This window comes from Streptomyces swartbergensis, assembly GCF_002148965.1.
Lineage (GTDB): Bacteria > Actinomycetota > Actinomycetes > Streptomycetales > Streptomycetaceae > Streptomyces > Streptomyces swartbergensis.
On record NZ_NGFN01000099.1, the window covers coordinates 1 to 16,874 of the forward strand.

General features: G+C 68.8%; 17 protein-coding genes. 7 read left to right on the top strand and 10 right to left on the bottom strand.

The features are described 5' to 3' along the window. Positions 1–10 precede the first annotated feature (10 nt). From CA983_RS17545 to CA983_RS17570, 6 genes are all read right to left on the bottom strand, one after another. Positions 11–748 carry a TerD family protein gene (locus CA983_RS17545; RefSeq protein ID WP_086601844.1) on the bottom strand — a complete coding sequence of 246 codons (738 nt, stop codon included), beginning with the start codon at positions 746–748 and terminating at the stop codon, positions 11–13. 130 nt (positions 749–878) lie between these two features. Continuing rightward, the gene (locus CA983_RS17550; protein ID WP_086601845.1) at positions 879–2,027 is read right to left on the bottom strand and encodes a DUF475 domain-containing protein; all 1,149 of its coding nucleotides are present in this window, start codon (positions 2,025–2,027) and stop codon (positions 879–881) included. A 125-nt stretch (positions 2,028–2,152) separates the two neighbouring features. Beyond that, complete coding sequence (locus CA983_RS17555; RefSeq protein ID WP_086601846.1) at positions 2,153–2,728, bottom strand: TerD family protein; 576 nt, start codon at positions 2,726–2,728, stop codon at positions 2,153–2,155. A 94-nt stretch (positions 2,729–2,822) separates the two neighbouring features. Beyond that, on the bottom strand, positions 2,823–3,398 hold the full coding sequence (locus CA983_RS17560; protein ID WP_059415365.1) for a calcium homeostasis/redox stress adaptation protein: 576 nt from the start codon (positions 3,396–3,398) through the stop codon (positions 2,823–2,825). Between the two features lie 147 nt (positions 3,399–3,545). Further along, the gene (locus tag CA983_RS17565; RefSeq protein WP_086601847.1) at positions 3,546–4,004 is read right to left on the bottom strand and encodes a peroxiredoxin; all 459 of its coding nucleotides are present in this window, start codon (positions 4,002–4,004) and stop codon (positions 3,546–3,548) included. 131 nt (positions 4,005–4,135) lie between these two features. Then, complete coding sequence (locus CA983_RS17570) at positions 4,136–4,573, bottom strand: DUF3052 domain-containing protein (RefSeq protein WP_010048512.1); 438 nt, start codon at positions 4,571–4,573, stop codon at positions 4,136–4,138. Positions 4,574–5,021: 448 nt separating this feature from the next. Between CA983_RS17570 and aceE the strand changes: the two genes are divergently transcribed. Then, a complete protein-coding gene (gene aceE, locus CA983_RS17575) occupies positions 5,022–7,769 on the top strand; it encodes a pyruvate dehydrogenase (acetyl-transferring), homodimeric type (protein WP_086601848.1) in 2,748 nt (915 codons plus the stop codon). A gap of 82 nt (positions 7,770–7,851) precedes the next feature. Further along, positions 7,852–8,586: a potassium channel family protein gene (locus CA983_RS17580; RefSeq protein WP_086601849.1), complete on the top strand. Its 735-nt coding sequence runs from the start codon at positions 7,852–7,854 to the stop codon at positions 8,584–8,586. Positions 8,587–8,785: 199 nt separating this feature from the next. On the opposite strand, the gene CA983_RS17585 is transcribed toward CA983_RS17580, so the two are convergent. Both CA983_RS17585 and CA983_RS17590 read right to left on the bottom strand, forming a co-directional pair. After that, positions 8,786–9,097: a small hydrophobic protein gene (locus CA983_RS17585; protein ID WP_086601850.1), complete on the bottom strand. Its 312-nt coding sequence runs from the start codon at positions 9,095–9,097 to the stop codon at positions 8,786–8,788. Between the two features lie 238 nt (positions 9,098–9,335). Then, the gene (locus tag CA983_RS17590) at positions 9,336–10,955 is read right to left on the bottom strand and encodes an MFS transporter (RefSeq protein ID WP_086601851.1); all 1,620 of its coding nucleotides are present in this window, start codon (positions 10,953–10,955) and stop codon (positions 9,336–9,338) included. Positions 10,956–11,126: 171 nt separating this feature from the next. On the opposite strand from CA983_RS17590, the gene CA983_RS17595 reads away from it, so the two are divergent. The 3 genes from CA983_RS17595 (at position 11,127) to CA983_RS17605 (ending at position 13,908) form a co-directional block, all read left to right on the top strand. Continuing rightward, positions 11,127–11,702, top strand: coding sequence for a TetR family transcriptional regulator (locus tag CA983_RS17595; RefSeq protein WP_244206961.1), 576 nt, complete (start codon positions 11,127–11,129; stop codon positions 11,700–11,702). A 73-nt stretch (positions 11,703–11,775) separates the two neighbouring features. Further along, complete coding sequence (locus CA983_RS17600; RefSeq protein WP_086601853.1) at positions 11,776–12,984, top strand: alpha/beta hydrolase family protein; 1,209 nt, start codon at positions 11,776–11,778, stop codon at positions 12,982–12,984. Between the two features lie 75 nt (positions 12,985–13,059). Beyond that, positions 13,060–13,908 (top strand): DUF4429 domain-containing protein, encoded by an 849-nt coding sequence (locus tag CA983_RS17605; RefSeq protein ID WP_086601873.1) that lies wholly within the window; start codon positions 13,060–13,062, stop codon positions 13,906–13,908. 79 nt (positions 13,909–13,987) lie between these two features. Here the strand turns inward: CA983_RS17605 and CA983_RS17610 are convergent, their stop codons facing one another. Together CA983_RS17610 and CA983_RS17615 are read right to left on the bottom strand one after the other, a co-directional pair. Then, positions 13,988–15,001 carry an aldo/keto reductase gene (locus CA983_RS17610; RefSeq protein ID WP_086601854.1) on the bottom strand — a complete coding sequence of 338 codons (1,014 nt, stop codon included), beginning with the start codon at positions 14,999–15,001 and terminating at the stop codon, positions 13,988–13,990. Then, on the bottom strand, positions 14,998–15,462 hold the full coding sequence (locus CA983_RS17615; protein WP_086601855.1) for a MerR family transcriptional regulator: 465 nt from the start codon (positions 15,460–15,462) through the stop codon (positions 14,998–15,000). The genes CA983_RS17610 and CA983_RS17615 overlap by 4 nt, the downstream gene beginning before the upstream one ends. 98 nt (positions 15,463–15,560) lie before the next feature. On the opposite strand from CA983_RS17615, the gene CA983_RS17620 reads away from it, so the two are divergent. Both CA983_RS17620 and CA983_RS17625 read left to right on the top strand, forming a co-directional pair. Continuing rightward, a complete protein-coding gene (locus tag CA983_RS17620) occupies positions 15,561–16,028 on the top strand; it encodes a GNAT family N-acetyltransferase (protein ID WP_086601856.1) in 468 nt (155 codons plus the stop codon). Positions 16,029–16,046: 18 nt separating this feature from the next. Beyond that, positions 16,047–16,862 carry a serine hydrolase domain-containing protein gene (locus tag CA983_RS17625; protein ID WP_086601857.1) on the top strand — a complete coding sequence of 272 codons (816 nt, stop codon included), beginning with the start codon at positions 16,047–16,049 and terminating at the stop codon, positions 16,860–16,862. The last annotated feature ends 12 nt before the right edge of the window (positions 16,863–16,874 follow it).

Consider the following 16,874-nt stretch of genomic DNA (forward strand, 5'->3'; position numbering starts at 1 on the left):
GGCCCGGCCCTCAGCGCTGGACCTTCGTCTTGTAGCCCCGGCCCCACTGGAGCCCCCACCCGTACAGCCGGTCCAGCTCGGCCTGGAACCCGTAGACGAACTTCGCCTCGCGGCGCACGATGATCTCGTCCTTGACCTTTTCGATCATGACGACGGCGCAGGAGCGGGCCTGCGGCTGGCGTTCGTCGAGGTGGATCTCGATGCGGGGGCCGTTGCTCGGGTAGAGGGTGACGATGGCGTGGGCGCGGTCGAAGGCGGGTGTCGCGTCGTAGATGTAGACGAAGACCAGGAGCCGCTTGATGCTGTCGCGGTGGTCGAGGTTGATGTACATCGTCTCGCCGGACCCGGAGCCGAAGCGGTCGTCGCCGCTGAGCTTGACGTACGGCGGGGCGTTGACGTCGCCGAAGTAGCCGCCGAGGGGCTGGACGACGCCCTTGCTGCCGTCCTGGAGTTCGTACAGGCAGCCCAGGTCGAGGTCGACGTTGACCACGCTCTGGCTGTGGCCGATGACCTCCGGCGGTTTGAGGGCCCTGAAGGGGTGCCGCAGCAGGCTCTCGCGCTGCGGGCCGCCGATGTCGGAGGTGCGCATCCGCCAGCTCAGGTTGACCCGGAGATGGCCGGTGGCCGCGCCCTGTTTGGTGAGTGATATCTGCGCGCGCCGCTTGGTCAGTTCGATCGCGTTGGTTGCCGCGTGGCCCGAGTCGAACTGCACATCGCGCCCACGCCGGAGTCCGTCGAACAGGCCCATTCCGCCCCCACGTTGACTTGGAGACCGCGGGTCCTCGCCGTACCCACGGCCCTTGACGACCGACGGGGCGGCCGCCGAGGACTCGCCTCGGTGGCCGCCCCGCACAGAGCGTTCCTCACCCGGAGGGGTGTCACACCCCGGACGACACCTCAGTCTTGTCGTCCGAGCCCACCGCTTTTCCCTCTGCCGCTGCCAGGGCGCGGTTGCGGCGGACGGAGGACCAGAAGGACCAGGCGATCAGGATGACGCCGACCGAGCCGGTGATGAACTCGTTGATCTCGTACCGGATGGTGACGAGCAGGATCATGGCGAGCGCGCCGATCGCGTAGTGCGCGCCGTGCTCCAGGTAGACGTAGTCGTCGAGGGTGCCCTCGCGGACCAGGTAGACCGTGAGCGACCGGACGTACATGGCGCCGATGCCGAGGCCGAGGGCCATCAGGACGATGTCGTTGGTGATGGCGAAGGCGCCGATCACGCCGTCGAAGGAGAAGGACGCGTCCAGGACCTCCAGGTAGAGGAACATGAAGAACGCGGCCTTGCCTGCCACGACGACCGCGGAGCGCGGTTTGCCGGCGCGGACCGCCTCTTCCTCCTGCTCGTGTTCGCGTTCCTCCTCCTCTTCGAGCTTGTCCTCGAAGTAGCCGGAGAGACCGCCGACGATCATGTAGGTGATCAGGCCGCCGATACCGGCGAGCAGCACCGTCTCCGCCTTGTCGACGTGCGCGCCGCCGTGCTGGTGGGCGTGGGTCGCGAAGGTGATGGCCGAGATCAGCAGGATGATCAGCGCGATGCAGACCGACAGCATGTCGACCTTGCCGAGCTTGGCCAGCGGGCGCTCCAGCCAGCCGAGCCACTTGATGTCCCGGTCCTCGAAGATGAAGTCAAGGAAGATCATCAGCAGGAACATGCCACCGAACGCGGCGATCGCCGGATGGGCGTCGGTGACGAGCTCCTGGTAACGGTCCTTGTCGGTGAGCGCGAGGTCGACGGCCTCGATCGGCCCGAGCTGTGCGCTGAGGGCGACGATCACGACGGGGAAGACCAGCCGCATGCCGAAAACGGCGATCAGAATGCCGACCGTGAGGAAGATTTTCTGCCAGAAGGCACTCATCTTCTTCAGGATTCCGGCGTTGACCACCGCGTTGTCGAAGGACAGCGAGATCTCGAGGACGGAGAGGATCGCTACGAGCCCGAAGGCGGCCCACCCTCCGTAGAGAACCGCTGCGACCAGGCCGAGCGCGGTGACCGCGAACGACCACCCGAAGGTTTTCAGAAGCACTGGCTACCCAATCGTGTGTGTACGGGGCTCCCCCGCGCCGTACCCGGCTTTACGAACTTTTGAAGCTGAAGTCTAGTCGGGCCCCCTTCGCACCCCGCCGGGCCCCGGGTTTTGCTCATATCGCGTTACGAGACGTTGACCCCGAAGTCCAGTGCGATGCCCCGCAGCCCCGACGCGTACCCCTGCCCGACGGCCCTGAACTTCCACTCGCTCTGGTAGCGATAGACCTCGCCGAAGATCATCGCCGTCTCCGTGGAGGCGTCCTCGCTGAGGTCGTAGCGGGCGAGTTCCTGGCCGTCCGCCTGGTTCACCACGCGGATGAAGGCATTGCTGACCTGGCCGAAGGTCTGGCCGCGTTCGTCGGCCATGTGGATGGAGACGGGAAAGACGATCTTGTCGCAGTGGGGCGGCACCTTGGAGAGGTCGATCAGGAGCGACTCGTCGTCGCCGTCGCCCTCGCCGGTGAGGTTGTCACCGGTGTGCTCCACGGAACCGTCCGGGCTCTTGAGCTGGTTGTAGAACACGAACCACTCGTCTCCGAGCACTCGCCCGCCGCTGCACATCAGCGCGCTGGCGTCGAGGTCGAACGGGGCTCCGGTGGTCGAGCGTGCGTCCCAGCCGAGCCCGATCACGACCTGAGTGAGGTTCGGTGCGGCCTTGGACAGGGAGACGTTGCCTCCCTTGGCGAGCGTGACGCCCATGGTTCCCTCCCCGGGTGTGTTTCTCAGGTGGGTCCTGCACGTCCGGCGCCGCACGTAAACCGTGCGGCGCCGGACAGAGGGACCTTCGAGTGGCTCAGACGTTCACGCCGAAGTCCTGCGCGATGCCGCGCAGGCCCGAGGCGTAGCCCTGGCCGATGGCGCGGAACTTCCACTCCGCGCCGTGCCGGTAGAGCTCACCGAAGACCATGGCGGTCTCGGTGGAGGCGTCCTCGCTCAGGTCGTAGCGGGCGATCTCCGCGCCGCCGGCCTGGTTCACGACGCGGATGAACGCGTTGCGCACCTGGCCGAAGGACTGCTGGCGGGTCTCGGCGTCGTAGATGGAGACCGGGAAGACGATCTTCTCGACGTCGGCCGGGACGCCGGCGAGGTCGATCTTGATCTGCTCGTCGTCGCCCTCGCCCTCACCGGTGAGGTTGTCGCCGGTGTGCTCGACGGAGCCGTCGGGGCTCTTGAGGTTGTTGAAGAAGATGAAGTGCGCGTCACTGGCGACCTTGCCGGACGAGTTCAGCAGCAGCGCGCTGGCGTCCAGGTCGAAGTCGGTGCCGGTCGTGGTGCGGATGTCCCACCCCAGACCCACGATGACCGCGGTCAGGCCCGGGGCCTCCTTGGTCAGCGATACGTTGCCGCCCTTGCTGAGGCTGACTCCCACGAGTCCTCCATAGGTGTTCAGGGGCGGGATGCCCCGTTGTGCTCGGATGTCGGATCAACGAATCGATCCTAGTGACGGGTTCCCGCCCCACGCAGGCCCTGGAGCCGACAAATCAGCGGGTGTCGAGCGCTTGACGCCCGACCGGCGTCACAGGGTGTCGAGCGCCTTCACGTAGTCGTTCAGGTCGCGCGCGTCCGGCAGGCCGTTGACGACGGTCCAGCGCACGACGCCCTCCTTGTCGATGACGAAGGTGCCGCGCACGGCGCAGCCCTTGTCCTCGTCGAAGACGCCGTAGGCGCGCGAGACGTTGCCGTGCGGCCAGAAGTCCGACAGCAGCGGGTACTCCAGGCCCTCCTGCTCGGCGAAGACGCGCAGCGTGTGGATGGAGTCGTTGGAGACGGCGAGCAGCTGGGTGTCGCGGTCGGAGAACTGCGGCAGGTTGTCCCGCAGCTCGCACAGCTCACCCGTGCACACGCCGGTGAAGGCGAAGGGGTAGAAGAGCAGCACCACGTTCTTCCGACCGCGGAAGTCGGACAGCTGCACGCTCGCGCCGTGGTTGTCCTTGAGCTCGAAGTCGGGGGCCTTCTCGCCGACCTGGATCGCCATCGTGTGGGTGTCCCTTCAGGGGGCTTCTCGAATCGGACCCACCCTACGCAGGGACCGGCGCAGACCGGTGGGCGGGCCGACGATGCCGGCCCGCCCCTTCCGTACGAACGACGCGTGGACGCGCCGTACGGCTAACGCTTCGACTTGGCGGCTTTGGGTGTCGCCAGCCGGCTGCCGCTCCAGTCCTTGCCGACGCTGACGCTCTTCGACGCCGTCAGGCCCGCCGTGGTGGCGGCTTCCGAGATGTCGCTCGGCTCGACGTAGCCCGAACGGCCCGTCTTCGGCGTGAGGAGCAGGATCGCGCCGCCCTCTTCGATGTACGTGGTGGCATCGACCAGCGCATCCGTCAGGTCGCCGTCGTCGTCACGGAACCACAGCACAACGGCGTCGGCCACGTCGTCGTAGTCCTCGTCCACCAGGTCGCCCTCGACGATGCCCTCAATGGCCTCGCGGAGTTCCTGGTCCACGTCGTCGTCGTAGCCGATCTCCTGGACCACCTGCCCGGGCTGGAACCCCAGCCTGGCGGCAGGGTTCGTCCGCTCCTCCGCGTGGTCCGCGGTCGCGCTCACGGGGTGCCTCCTGATCATGTCTTTGGGATGGGGGTGCCCCCTGCTCCTCTGAGCTTGGGGGAATCTCAGCCACGCGCGTGCGCGAAGCATTGGCCGTAGTCCACACGGGCGGGACGGATCGCGCAAGTACCCGGCCGTTCAGACCGCCGAAACGGTGACGATCCTGGCGGTGTCGCCGCAACCCCAGGCACACCATCATGGACCAAGGTGACGCACACCACACCTTTCTGCCCTGTTTGGGCGTTTGGGAATCGTCTATGGGTACGAGACTCGAAGGTATTCGCCCCATACGTCACGGAGCCGGTCCCACGCCCGGGTTACCACTGGGTAGAGATGACGTTTACGGCCCCGAGGTGGACCATGGGGAGCGGCGCGGCCAGAGCGACAACGACCGGCGACCCCAGCGAAACAGCGGCCCTCGCAGGCCCTCTGACAGGTAAGGAACAGCGTGGCTTCCGCATCCGATCGCAACCCGATCATCATTGGCGGCCTTCCGAGTCAGGTTCCTGACTTCGATCCCGAAGAGACGCAGGAGTGGCTCGATTCCCTCGACGCCGCCGTCGACGAGCGCGGCCGCGAGCGCGCCCGCTACCTGATGCTGCGGCTGATCGAGCGGGCCCGCGAGAAGCGCGTGGCCGTGCCGGAGATGCGCAGCACGGACTACGTCAACACCATCCCCACCAAGAGCGAGCCGTTCTTCCCGGGCAACGAGGAGATCGAGCGCAAGATCCTCAACGCGACCCGCTGGAACGCGGCGGTGATGGTCTCGCGCGCCCAGCGCCCCGGCATCGGCGTCGGCGGCCACATCGCCACGTTCGCGTCCTCCGCCTCCCTCTACGACGTCGGCTTCAACCACTTCTTCCGCGGCAAGGACGAGGGCGACGGCGGCGACCAGGTCTTCTTCCAGGGCCACGCCTCGCCGGGCATCTACGCCCGCGCGTTCCTGCTGGACCGGCTCAGCGAGCGGCACCTGGACGGCTTCCGCCAGGAGAAGTCGAAGGCGCCGTACGCGCTGTCGTCGTACCCGCACCCGCGGTCGATGCCGGACTTCTGGGAGTTCCCGACGGTGTCGATGGGCCTCGGCCCGATCGGCGCGATCTACCAGGCGCGCATGAACCGCTACATGGAGGCGCGCGGGATCGCCGACACCTCGAAGTCGCACGTCTGGGCGTTCCTCGGCGACGGAGAGATGGACGAGCCGGAGTCGCTGGGCCAGCTGTCCATCGCCGCCCGCGAGGGGCTGGACAACCTCACGTTCGTGGTCAACTGCAACCTCCAGCGCCTCGACGGCCCGGTGCGCGGCAACGGCAAGATCATCCAGGAGCTGGAGTCGATCTTCCGCGGCGCCGGCTGGAACGTGATCAAGCTGGTCTGGGACCGCACCTGGGACCCGCTGCTCGCCCAGGACCGCGACGGCGTGCTGGTCAACAAGATGAACACCACGCCGGACGGGCAGTTCCAGACGTACGCCACGGAGACCGGCGCGTACATCCGCGACCACTTCTTCGGGGACGACCACCGCCTGCGCGCGATGGTCGAGAACATGACCGACGACCAGATCCTGCACCTGGGGCGCGGCGGTCACGACCACCGGAAGATCTTCGCGGCGTACAAGGCGGCCGTGGAGCACAAGGGCCAGCCGACGGTGATCCTCGCCAAGACGATCAAGGGCTGGACGCTGGGCCCGAACTTCGAGGGCCGCAACGCCACGCACCAGATGAAGAAGCTGACGGTCGACGACCTGAAGCGCTTCCGCGACCGCCTGCACCTGCCGATCTCGGACAAGGAGCTGGAGTCCGGCGTCCCGCCGTACTACCACCCGGGTCCGGAGTCGGAGGAGATCCAGTACATGCACGACCGCCGCAGGTCGCTCGGCGGTTACGTCCCCACGCGCGTCGTACGGTCCAAGCCGCTGCCGCTGCCCGAGGACAAGACGTACGCGACCGTGAAGAAGGGCTCCGGTCAGCAGTCCATCGCGACGACGATGGCGTTCGTCCGCCTCCTCAAGGACCTCATGCGGGACAAGGAGATCGGCAAGCGGTTCGTGCTGATCGCGCCGGACGAGTACCGCACGTTCGGCATGGACTCGTTCTTCCCGAGTGCGAAGATCTACAACCCGCTCGGCCAGCAGTACGAGTCGGTCGACCGTGACCTGCTGCTCGCCTACAAGGAGGCCCCGAACGGCCAGATGCTGCACGACGGCATCTCGGAGGCGGGCTGCACGGCGTCCCTGATCGCCGCCGGCTCGGCCTACGCGACCCACGGCGAGCCGCTGATCCCGGTCTACGTCTTCTACTCGATGTTCGGCTTCCAGCGCACCGGTGACCAGTTCTGGCAGATGGCCGACCAGCTGGCGCGCGGCTTCGTCCTGGGGGCGACCGCCGGCCGTACGACCCTGACCGGTGAGGGCCTCCAGCACGCGGACGGCCACTCGCAGCTGCTGGCGTCGACGAACCCGGGCTGCGTGGCGTACGACCCGGCGTTCGGCTTCGAGATCGCGCACATCGTCAAGGACGGCCTGCGCCGGATGTACGGCGGCTCCGAGGAGCACCCGCACGGCGAGGACGTCTTCTACTACCTGACCGTCTACAACGAGCCGATCCAGCACCCGGCCGAGCCCGAGAACGTGGACGTCGAGGGCATCCTCAAGGGCGTCCACCGCTTCAGCGAGGGCACGGCCGGCTCGATCCCGGCGCAGATCATGGCGTCGGGTGTCGCGGTGCCGTGGGCGGTCGAGGCGCAGAAGATCCTCGCGGAGGACTGGAACGTCAAGGCCGACGTCTGGTCGGCGACCTCCTGGAACGAGCTGCGGCGCGAGGCCGTGGCCTGTGAGGAGCACAACCTGCTGCACCCGGAGGAGGAGCAGCGGGTGCCGTACGTGACGCGGAAGCTGGCCGACGCGCAGGGTCCGGTCGTGGCCGTGTCCGACTGGATGCGATCGGTTCCGGACCAGATCGCGCGCTGGGTGCCGCAGACGTACCAGTCGCTCGGCGCGGACGGCTTCGGCTTCGCCGACACGCGGGGTGCGGCCCGCCGCTTCTTCCACATCGACGCGCAGTCGATCGTGGTGGCGGTGCTGACCGAGCTGGCCCGTGAGGGCAAGGTCGACCGGTCGGTGCTCAAGCAGGCCATCGACCGATACCAGCTGCTCGACGTGTCGGCGGCCGACCCGGGGGCCGCGGGCGGCGACGCGTAGACGTCAGGCCCTGTCAAGGGGTGGTGAGTCTCACGGGCGCACCGTGGGCACACCACCCCTTCACCTTTTCTACGATTCGGCCATGCAGCAGCAGTCGGCCCAACTCCGTTGGGAACAACACACACAGCGGCCCCTCTTCGGCCTGGCCCTGGCGTTCGCCGTCGCCTACGCCGTTCCGATCGTCCGGCCCGACGCGAGCCGGGACGTGGTGGAGGTGTGCACGGCCGTCGAGTGGGTGGTGTGGGGCGCGTTCGCACTCGACTACGTCGTACGGCTCGCGCTCGCCGAGCAGCGGAGGGTGTTCGTACGGACGCACTGGCTCGACCTGGGCGCGGTGTTGCTGCCGATGCTTCAGCCGATGCGGTTGCTGCGGCTGGTGTCGACGCTGCTGCTGGTCGGGCAGCGGGCTCGGATGGCCTCGCAGATAAGGCTGACGACGTATGTCGGCGGTGCGGTGGTCGGGCTGCTGATGTTCGGGTCGCTGGCGGTGCTGTCGGTGGAACGGGACTCGCCGGACGGGAACATCCGGACGCTGGGTGACGCGGTGTGGTGGTCGTTCACGACGATGACGACCGTGGGGTACGGGGATCACTCGCCGACCACCGGGTTGGGGCGGATGCTCGCGGTCGGGCTGATGCTGTCCGGGATCGCTCTGCTGGGTGTGGTGACGGCGAACATCGCGGCGTGGTTCATCGCGCGGTTCGAGAAGGACGATGTGGAGGAGCGGCGGCAGACGGAGGCGATACGGGAGTTGGCGGAGGAGGTCCGGGCGTTGCGGGGGGAGTTGGCGGCGCTGAAGGGGACGCCGGCTGAATAGCACTGTCCTGTGCGGGCTGAGCTCGGGGGCGTTGCGCGACCCGGCGGAGCGGGGTGCCGCTGCGCCCGCCCTCCCCCAAGCTCTCGGCTTCGCTCGAGCAGGGGGGACCTCCATCGCCCCGACGGCACGACTGCCCGCAGCTCACGACATGGGTGGGCCCCCGGCCTGTGGCCAGGGGCCCTTCCCTCACTTCCCCGGGTCAGAACAGCATGCCGTTGCCCAGGGTTGTCGCTCCGGACAGCCAGATGATGGCCAGGAGCGTGTCGATGACGCCCAGTACCAGGGCGACCACGGCCGTGGCCGGGCGGGAGCCCGACCAGGTGCGGCCCATGGCGAGCCAGCCGCAGACGATCGCCACGGGGCCGAGGATGATCCCCAGCACGAAGAATCCGGCAACCGCGCAGATGACACCGATGATTCCGAGCGTCGCGCGATCCGGCCCGGTCCGTGACCACGTCCGGCCACGTGAGCGGGGGTGCCTGCGCGTACCGTGTCCGAAGCTCGCCATCATCAACTCCCGTAAACCCTCGATCGGTTGGGGTTCCGTTCGGGTACGACATGGCGAGTACCCCCACAACGGGCCTCAATCCCGCTGCTTGCGCGCTGCCCCCCTCCAGCAGCGCGCCGCAGCGTCCGCCCTCCATGTCCTGCGGAGGACTTGACCCACTGTGACCTGCGATGCTCGCCGGAGGGGAGTGGTCGGCGGTCTTGTTCACCCTGATAGGCGAACACCCGGAAAAAACAGACCGTCAGATGTGCGTCGCGCCCGCGCCGGCGCCCGCGTTCTCACCGCGCTTGGTGAGGAACGCCACCAGCACCGCCACCACGGCGACCCCGGCGGCGACGAGGGACGCCGCGCTCATGCCGGAGATGAACGTGTCGTGCGCGACGCCGGTGATCTTCGCGGCGATCGCGTCCGGTGTCCCCGGCGCCACCGGCGGGACACCGACCTGGACGGCCTCGGACGCCTGGTGCTCCTGCTCCGGCGTCAGCGGGGGCAGCCCCGCCTTCGTCCAGTTGCCCGCGAGGTCGCTGTCGACCTTGGAGGCCATCACGGCGCCCAGCACGGCCGTGCCGAGGCTGCCGCCGATCTGCATGGCGGCCTGCTGGAGACCACCGGCCACGCCCGACAGCTCCATCGGGGCGTTGCCGACGATGACCTCGGTCGCACCGACCATGACCGGCGCGAGGCCGAGACCGAGCAGGGCGAACCAGACCGACATGATGGCGCTGCCGGTGTCCGTCTCCAGCGTGGACATCCCGTACATGGCGATCGCGGTGAGCGCCATGCCGCCCGCGAGCGGGATCCGCGGGCCGACCTTGGTGATCATCGCGCCGGCGAGCGGCGAGCCGACGATCATCATGCCGGTGAGCGGGAGCAGGTGCAGACCGGCGTCGATCGGGCTCATGCCGTGCACGTTCTGGAGGTAGAACGTCACGAAGAACAGCCCGCCCATGAAGGCGATGGCCATCAGGATCATCAGCACGACACCCGCGGACAGCGGGACGGAACGGAACAGCGCCAGCGGGATCAGCGGCTCCTTGACCTTCGTCTCCCAGAAGGCGAACAGCGCGAAGCCCACGACCGACGCGATGATGAACGCCCATGTCCTGCCGTCGCCCCAGCCCCACTCCGGGGCCTTGATCAGGGCCCAGACGAGGCAGAACATCGCGGCGGACAGCAGGGCGATGCCCAGGATGTCGAAGGAGCGCGGGGCGTTCTCGGCGCGGTGGTCGAGGAGGATCCAGACGCCGAGGACGACGGCGAGGACACCGACCGGCACGTTGATGAAGAACACCGACTGCCAGTTGACGTGCTCGACGAGCACGCCGCCGAGGATCGGGCCGCCCGCGGTGGACGCGCCGATGACCATGCCCCAGATGCCGATCGCCATGTTGAGCTTCTCGGCCGGGAAGGTGGCCCGCAGCAGGCCGAGCGCGGCCGGCATGAGCAGCGCGCCGAAGAGACCCTGCAGGACGCGGAAGGTGACGACCAGCGCGATGCTGTCGGACAGACCGATGGCCCCCGAGGCGGCGGCGAAGCCGATGACGCCGATGAGGAAGGTCTGCCGGTGACCGAAGCGGTCGCCGAGCTTGCCCGCGGTGATCAGGGAGACCGCGAGGGCGAGGAAGTATCCGTTGGTGATCCACTGGACCTGGGCGAAGGTGGCGCCGAGGTCCTTCTGAATGGCGGGGTTCGCTATCGCCACGATGGTGCCGTCGAGGGCCACCATCATGACCCCCACAGCGACGGTGATGAGGGTGAGCCAGGGGTGCCCTCGCAGCCCCTTGCCCGGCGTCGCACCCGACGGCGTCGCCGGTGCGTTGCCCCCCGACCCCGTCGTGTCGATGGTGGTCTGACTAGTCATGCGTCGAGGCTAATGACAGCCACTGACAATTGACAAACCAATTCACAAGTCGGTAACTGACACGACACTCCCCTATAGCCTGAACTGGGCGAACCCTTCAGAGAAAGGCACCTCTTGAACCTGCGCGAACGCAAGAAGCAGCGCACCCGGGACGCGCTGCTGCGGGCAGCCATGGAACTGTTCGCCACGCGCGGGTACGAGGAGACGACCGTCGACGACATCGCCGCCGCCGTCGACGTCTCGCAGCGCACCTTCTTCCGCTACTTCGCCGGCAAGGAGGAGGCGGCGTTCTACGTGCCGCGGCTCGCCGAGACGCAGGTCGTCGAGGCCGTACGGGCCCGCCCGCCGGGCGAGGCCCCGCTGGAGGCGCTGCGCCGGGCCGTCCTGGAGAGCTGGGACACGATCAGCGAGACGATCGAGGAGATCGTGCCGGTCGAGCTCCACATGCGCGTCTACCGGGTGATCGAGTCGACGCCCGCGCTGCTCGCCGCCCATCTGCGGCGGGCGGCGGAACTGGAGGAGGAACTCGCGCGCATCATCGCCGAGCGCGAGGGGCTCGACGTGGACGCGGATCCGCGGCCCAGAATCGTCGTGGCCCTCTTCGGCGGGGTGATTCGCGTCACCGAGCGACTGTGGTCCGCGGGGGACGATCTGAGCCTTGAGGGAATGCGCCAACTGACCGCCACCTACCTCGATCAGGTGGGTCCCGCCCTGGCCGGGAACTGGCGTACGGGACAGTCCCCTTAGCATATTCACCGAAACGTGATCCCGGTCACTTGGGTAACGCGAGACCCTCTCGTTCTCCTAGTGTGTCCTTTCAGTGACTTCCTTCGACTCCACCCCGCAGCTGAACGTCTGGCGCGCACTGCTCGCTCTGGCCGTCGTGTTCGTGATGCTGGCGACCACCGGCTGGACCGCCCTGCGCAACCAGCGGGGCGACACGCCGCTCCAGGCCTCGCTCTCCGCCTGGGAGGACGGCGGCATCGGCGGTCACCGGCTGCCGGACCCGCAGTCCCAGCCGACGAAGCTGGCCCGTTTCTTCGCCTCGCTCACCGAGCGGGACCGCGCGAGCCTGGTCCGCACGTACCCGCTCGCGGTCGGCAACATGAACGGCGCCCCGGTCGAACTGCGCTACCGCGCCAATCGCATCGCGCTCGGCCAGGCACGCGAGGTCGAGCGGGAACGCATGCACGACAGCCGTCTCACCCCGTCCGGGAAGCAAGAGGCGGGCCGCCGGATGCACCGCTTGGAAGACCTCATGGAGAAGGACCGCCACATCCTCGCCTTCGACCCCGAGGGTTCGGGGCGGGTGGCGGAGGTCTTCGGCGACCTGCGCGAGGCGGACCGGGTCTCGGTCGTCGTGCCCGGCGTGGACACGGACCTGCTCACCTTCCAGCGCACCCGCCGCAAGTACACGGCGCCCGTCGGCATGGCCGAGTCCCTGTACGCGGCCGAGCGGGCGGCGAGCCCCTCGACCCGTACGGCCGTGATCGCCTGGGCCGACTACACGGCACCCAGCGGACTCGGCATCGACTCGGCCACGGCGATGCGCGCCGAAGAGGGGGCCGTACGGCTGAACGCGCTGGTGCGGGCACTGCCGGGCAGCTCGCCGGTCTCGCTGTTCTGCCACAGCTACGGCTCCGTGGTGTGCGGGGTCGCCGCGCACTCGCTGCCGGGCCGGGTGTCCGACATCGCGGTGGCCGGCAGCCCCGGCATGCGCGTCGAGAAGGCCGCCCAGCTGCACACCACCGCCCGGGTGTGGGCGATGCGGGACGCCGACGACTGGATCCAGGACGTGCCGTACCTGGAGGTCGGCGGGCTGGGCCACGGGGCCGACCCGGTGTCCACCGGGTTCGGTGCGCGGGTGCTGTCGGCGCAGGGTGCGAAGGGTCACGCCGGCTACTTCGAGCCGGGCACGGCAAGTCTGATGAATTTCGCAGAGATCGGCGTCGGCGCATACCGCTCGGTGCACTGCGCGCACAAAGACGGCGTCTGCCGGACCGGTTTGTCCGGCACGGCGGCGGCCTGACGCGCGTAGAGGCGAAGAAACTGCGGTCTGCTCGGGAGGGGGACGGAGAAGCGCGTGCCGCATACGATGAGCCGCATGGGTGACGTACTGGCCGGATTGCATGCCGCCTGGGAGTTCGAGTCCGACTCCGTGCTCATCCGTTACGAGCGGGGAATTCGAACACCCAAGCTCTTCCAGGCACTCGGGGAACGTCGTGTTCCCCTGGAGGCGATCGCCGGAGTGACCCTGACGCGCGGGAAGCGCGGCACGGTGGTGCTCCGCGTCGAACCGCGGCCCGGTGCGGACCCGTTGATGGAGGCGGCCGCCGGGCAGCTCAAGGACAGCGGCGATCCCTACCGGCTGGTGCTGCCCGCCGAGCGGGAGGTCCTCGCGGAGTACTACGCCGAGGAACTGCAAGGGCTGCTGACGGAGTCCGGGCCGACCGAGCGGTTCCTCGTGGAGCCGCCCAAGGGGCCGTTGTCGTTCAAGGCGTACGACGGAAAGGCCTCGTTCGACGGGCGGACCGTGAACTTCCGGTGGTTCTGGACGGGGGCGTCGTCGGCGAAGTGGAAGGCCGGGGACCAGAGCTTCTCCGTCGGGGAGCTGAACGGGGTGGAGTGGCGCTCGCCCGAGGTCTTCGAGGGGCATCTGCGGTTGTTGCGGCGCGACGGGGCCGGGGAAGCCGCGCAGGCTGACCAGGATCCCGCTGCGGTGGTGTTCGGGCTGGGGTACGGGCCTGTGCATGAGTCACTGCCGTTCGCTGCGGCGGTGTTGGCGGCGGTGCGGACGTCGAGTCCGGTGGCGGCTGTGTCCGCGGCTGGGCCGCGGCGTGATCCCGCGGATATCGCCGAGCGGATTCGGCACCTTGGGGAGTTGCATCAGGCCGGGTTGGTGACCGATGAGGAGTTTTCGGTCAAGAAGGCGGAGTTGTTGGCGGAGCTTTAGCGTCTGCCTGGATCTCGCCGTGGGCGGGCGCGGGTTCGTGCGTGGCTGATCGCGCAGTTCCCCGCGCCCCTGGGAACCTCTACTCCCGTCCGGCCGAAGTGAAGGTCATGTCCGCGTAGCGGTTGCCCGCCACCTGGGCCGCTATGCCGTCCAGCAGGTCCAGCTGCTCGTCCGTCAGGACGATCCTGGTCGCCGCTGTGTTCTCCTCCACCCGGGACGGCTTGCGGGTGCCCGGGATCGGGATGACCGGGAGGCCGTGGACCGTCGCCTGCTGCTGGACCCAGGCCAGGGCGATCTGGCCGAGGGACGCGTCGTGGGCCTTGGCCACCGAGCGGATGAGTTCCAGCAGGGGCGCGTTGGCCGTGGCGTTCTCGCCCGTGAAGCGGGGCTGCTGGCGGCGGAAGTCGTCGGGGGTCAGGTCCTCGGCCTTGGCGAAGGAGCCCGTGAGGAAGCCGCGGCCGAGCGGGGAGTAGGGGACGAGAGCCACGCCCAGGTCGCGGGCCGCGGGGACGACCTTCGGCTCGATGTCACGGCTGAACAGCGACCATTCCGACTGCACGGCCGCGATCGGGTGCACCGCGTGGGCGGCGCGGAGTTCGTCCGCCGTGACCTCGCTCAGGCCCAGGTGCTTGACCTTGCCCTCGCGGACCAGGTCGGCCATGGTGCCGACGCTCTCCTCGATCGGCACGTTCACATCGCGCCGGTGCATGTAGTAGAGGTCGATGACGTCGACGTCGAGGCGCTTCAGGCTCGCCTCCACGGCCTGGCGGATGTAGGGCGGGTCGTTGCGGATGACGCGTCGCGTCGGGTCGTCCGGGGGGATCGACAGGGCGAACTTGGTCGCGATGACGACCTCGTCGCGGTGAGCCTTGAAGAACGGAGCGAGGAACCGCTCGTTCTCGCCGGCGCCGTACGCGTCGGCCGTGTCGTAGAAGGTGACGCCCAGTTCGAGCGCCCGTTCGAGGGTGGCCCGGGACGCGTCCGCGTCCACGGGGCCGTAGGCGAAGCTCATGCCCATGCAGCCGAGGCCCTGGACACCCACCTCGGGGCCGTGGTCGCCGAGCTTCGCCGTCGTGATCCTGCCGTCCGTCATCGGGACCTCTCCGACGCCAGGGCACGCCCGGCGTCCGCGTAGAAACTGATCTTCCGGTCGAGCACGGCGAGCGTGCCCCGGAGTTCGTCGATCCTGGCCAGCACGTCCTCGCGGGTCGTCTTCAGCAGCTCGAAGCGCTCGACGTAGGTGTGGTCGCCCTCACGCACGAGTTCCGCGTACCGCACCATGTCGGCGACCGGCATGCCCGTCAGGCGGAGCTTGCCCACGAGGTCGAGCCAGTCGAGGTCGCGGTTGGTGTAGCGGCGCTGGCCGGTGTGGGACCGGTCGATGTGCGGCATCAGGCCGATGCGCTCGTACCAGCGCAGGGTGTGCGCCGTCAGGCCCGTCAGGGCGACGACCTCGCTGATCGTGTAGCGGTCCTGGCCGTCCGGACGCCGGTCCTGCTGCGGCGGGCCGGCGCAGGTGTCGGTCCTGGTACCCGTGGTCTCCATCACCGTCATGCCCCCAACGCTAGAACCTTGGAGTGCACTCCAAGCAAGCGCCGACGGTAAGAAATCGGCAGGACACTTCTTGATCGGGCTGGTTAGCGTAGGGCGTCATGAGTGCCGTACGCCGCGCCCTGCCCGAGGACGCCGAGGAAGTCCTGCGCCTGCGCCAGATCATGATCGGCTCGCTGTTCGGCGACCCCGCCACCGCCTGGCACGGGGAGTCGCTTCCCACACTGAAGGCCAAACTGGGCGAGTCGGACGGGGACTTCGCGGCGTTCGTGGTGGACCACCCCGAGCGGCCGGGGACACTGGCGTCGCTGGTGGCCGGGACGATCGACTACCGCATCGGCAAGTCGGGTGACCCGCGGGGCATGGTGGGCTTCGTCTTCAGTGTCGCCACCGACCCGTCCGCCCGGCGCCGTGGTTACGCGCGCGCGTGCATGACCACCCTGCTGGAGTGGTTCCGCGAGCGCGGCGCCCGGCGCGTGCAGCTCACCGCCTCGCCGGAGGCCCAGCCGCTGTACGTATCCCTCGGTTTCCGGCCCAAGCCCGACCCCTTGCTGGAGCTGACGCTCTGAGCGCATAGGCTCGAAGGCATGTCGCTGAAGAGCCTCGCGTTGATCGAGAACTGGCCGGTTCCCACCGCCGCGGCGGGTGTCGTCCGGGCGGACGGCACCGTCCTCGGCACCCACGGACCGGCCGGACAGCGGTTCCCGCTCGCGTCGGTGACCAAGCCGCTCGCCGCCTACGCGGTGCTCGTCGCGTACGAGGAGGGGGCCATCGAACTCGACGAGCCCGCCGGTCCGGCCGGGTCGACGGTCCGGCACCTGCTCGCGCACACCTCGGGCCTCGCCTTCGACGAGCACAAGGTCACGGCCCCGCCCGGGGAACGGCGGCTGTACTCGAACGCCGGCTTCGAGCAGCTGGGCGACCATGTCGCGAAGGCGACCGACATCCCGTTCGGGGAGTACCTGCGGCAGGCCGTGCTGGAGCCGTTGGGGATGGCCTCGACGACCCTCGACGGCTCTCCGGCCAAGGACGGCGGGTCCACGGTCGAGGACCTGCTGCGGTTCGCGGCCGAGGTGCAGGCCCCGCGCCTGCTGGACCCCCGTACGGTCGCCGAGGCGATGACCGTGCACTACCCGGGCACCAAGGGCGTCCTGCCGGGGTACGGGCACCAGAACCCCAACGACTGGGGGCTCGGCTTCGAGATCCGCGACTCCAAGTCGCCGCACTGGACGGGCTCTTCGTCCTCGCCGCGCACATTCGGTCACTTCGGGCAGTCCGGGACGTTCCTGTGGATCGACCCCGACGCGCGGGCCGCGTGCGTCGCGCTGACGGACCGGGCGTTCGGGCCGTGGGCGATCGAGGCGTGGCCGGCGTTCACGGACGCGGTGCTGGCCGACCTCTAGGACGTCTCCCGA

Coding starts and splice junctions, on each gene's coding strand:
- CA983_RS17615 (WP_086601855.1), bottom strand. CDS start 15,462: ATGACGGTGATGGAGACCACGGGTACCAGGACCGACACCTGCGCCGGC.
- CA983_RS17565 (WP_086601847.1), bottom strand. CDS start 4,004: ATGGCGATCCAGGTCGGCGAGAAGGCCCCCGACTTCGAGCTCAAGGAC.
- CA983_RS17585 (WP_086601850.1), bottom strand. CDS start 9,097: ATGATGGCGAGCTTCGGACACGGTACGCGCAGGCACCCCCGCTCACGT.
- CA983_RS17545 (WP_086601844.1), bottom strand. CDS start 748: ATGGGCCTGTTCGACGGACTCCGGCGTGGGCGCGATGTGCAGTTCGAC.
- CA983_RS17590 (WP_086601851.1), bottom strand. CDS start 10,955: ATGACTAGTCAGACCACCATCGACACGACGGGGTCGGGGGGCAACGCA.
- CA983_RS17555 (WP_086601846.1), bottom strand. CDS start 2,728: ATGGGCGTCACGCTCGCCAAGGGAGGCAACGTCTCCCTGTCCAAGGCC.
- CA983_RS17620 (WP_086601856.1), top strand. CDS start 15,561: ATGAGTGCCGTACGCCGCGCCCTGCCCGAGGACGCCGAGGAAGTCCTG.
- CA983_RS17625 (WP_086601857.1), top strand. CDS start 16,047: ATGTCGCTGAAGAGCCTCGCGTTGATCGAGAACTGGCCGGTTCCCACC.
- CA983_RS17580 (WP_086601849.1), top strand. CDS start 7,852: ATGCAGCAGCAGTCGGCCCAACTCCGTTGGGAACAACACACACAGCGG.
- CA983_RS17595 (WP_244206961.1), top strand. CDS start 11,127: ATGGAACTGTTCGCCACGCGCGGGTACGAGGAGACGACCGTCGACGAC.
- CA983_RS17610 (WP_086601854.1), bottom strand. CDS start 15,001: ATGACGGACGGCAGGATCACGACGGCGAAGCTCGGCGACCACGGCCCC.
- CA983_RS17605 (WP_086601873.1), top strand. CDS start 13,060: ATGGGTGACGTACTGGCCGGATTGCATGCCGCCTGGGAGTTCGAGTCC.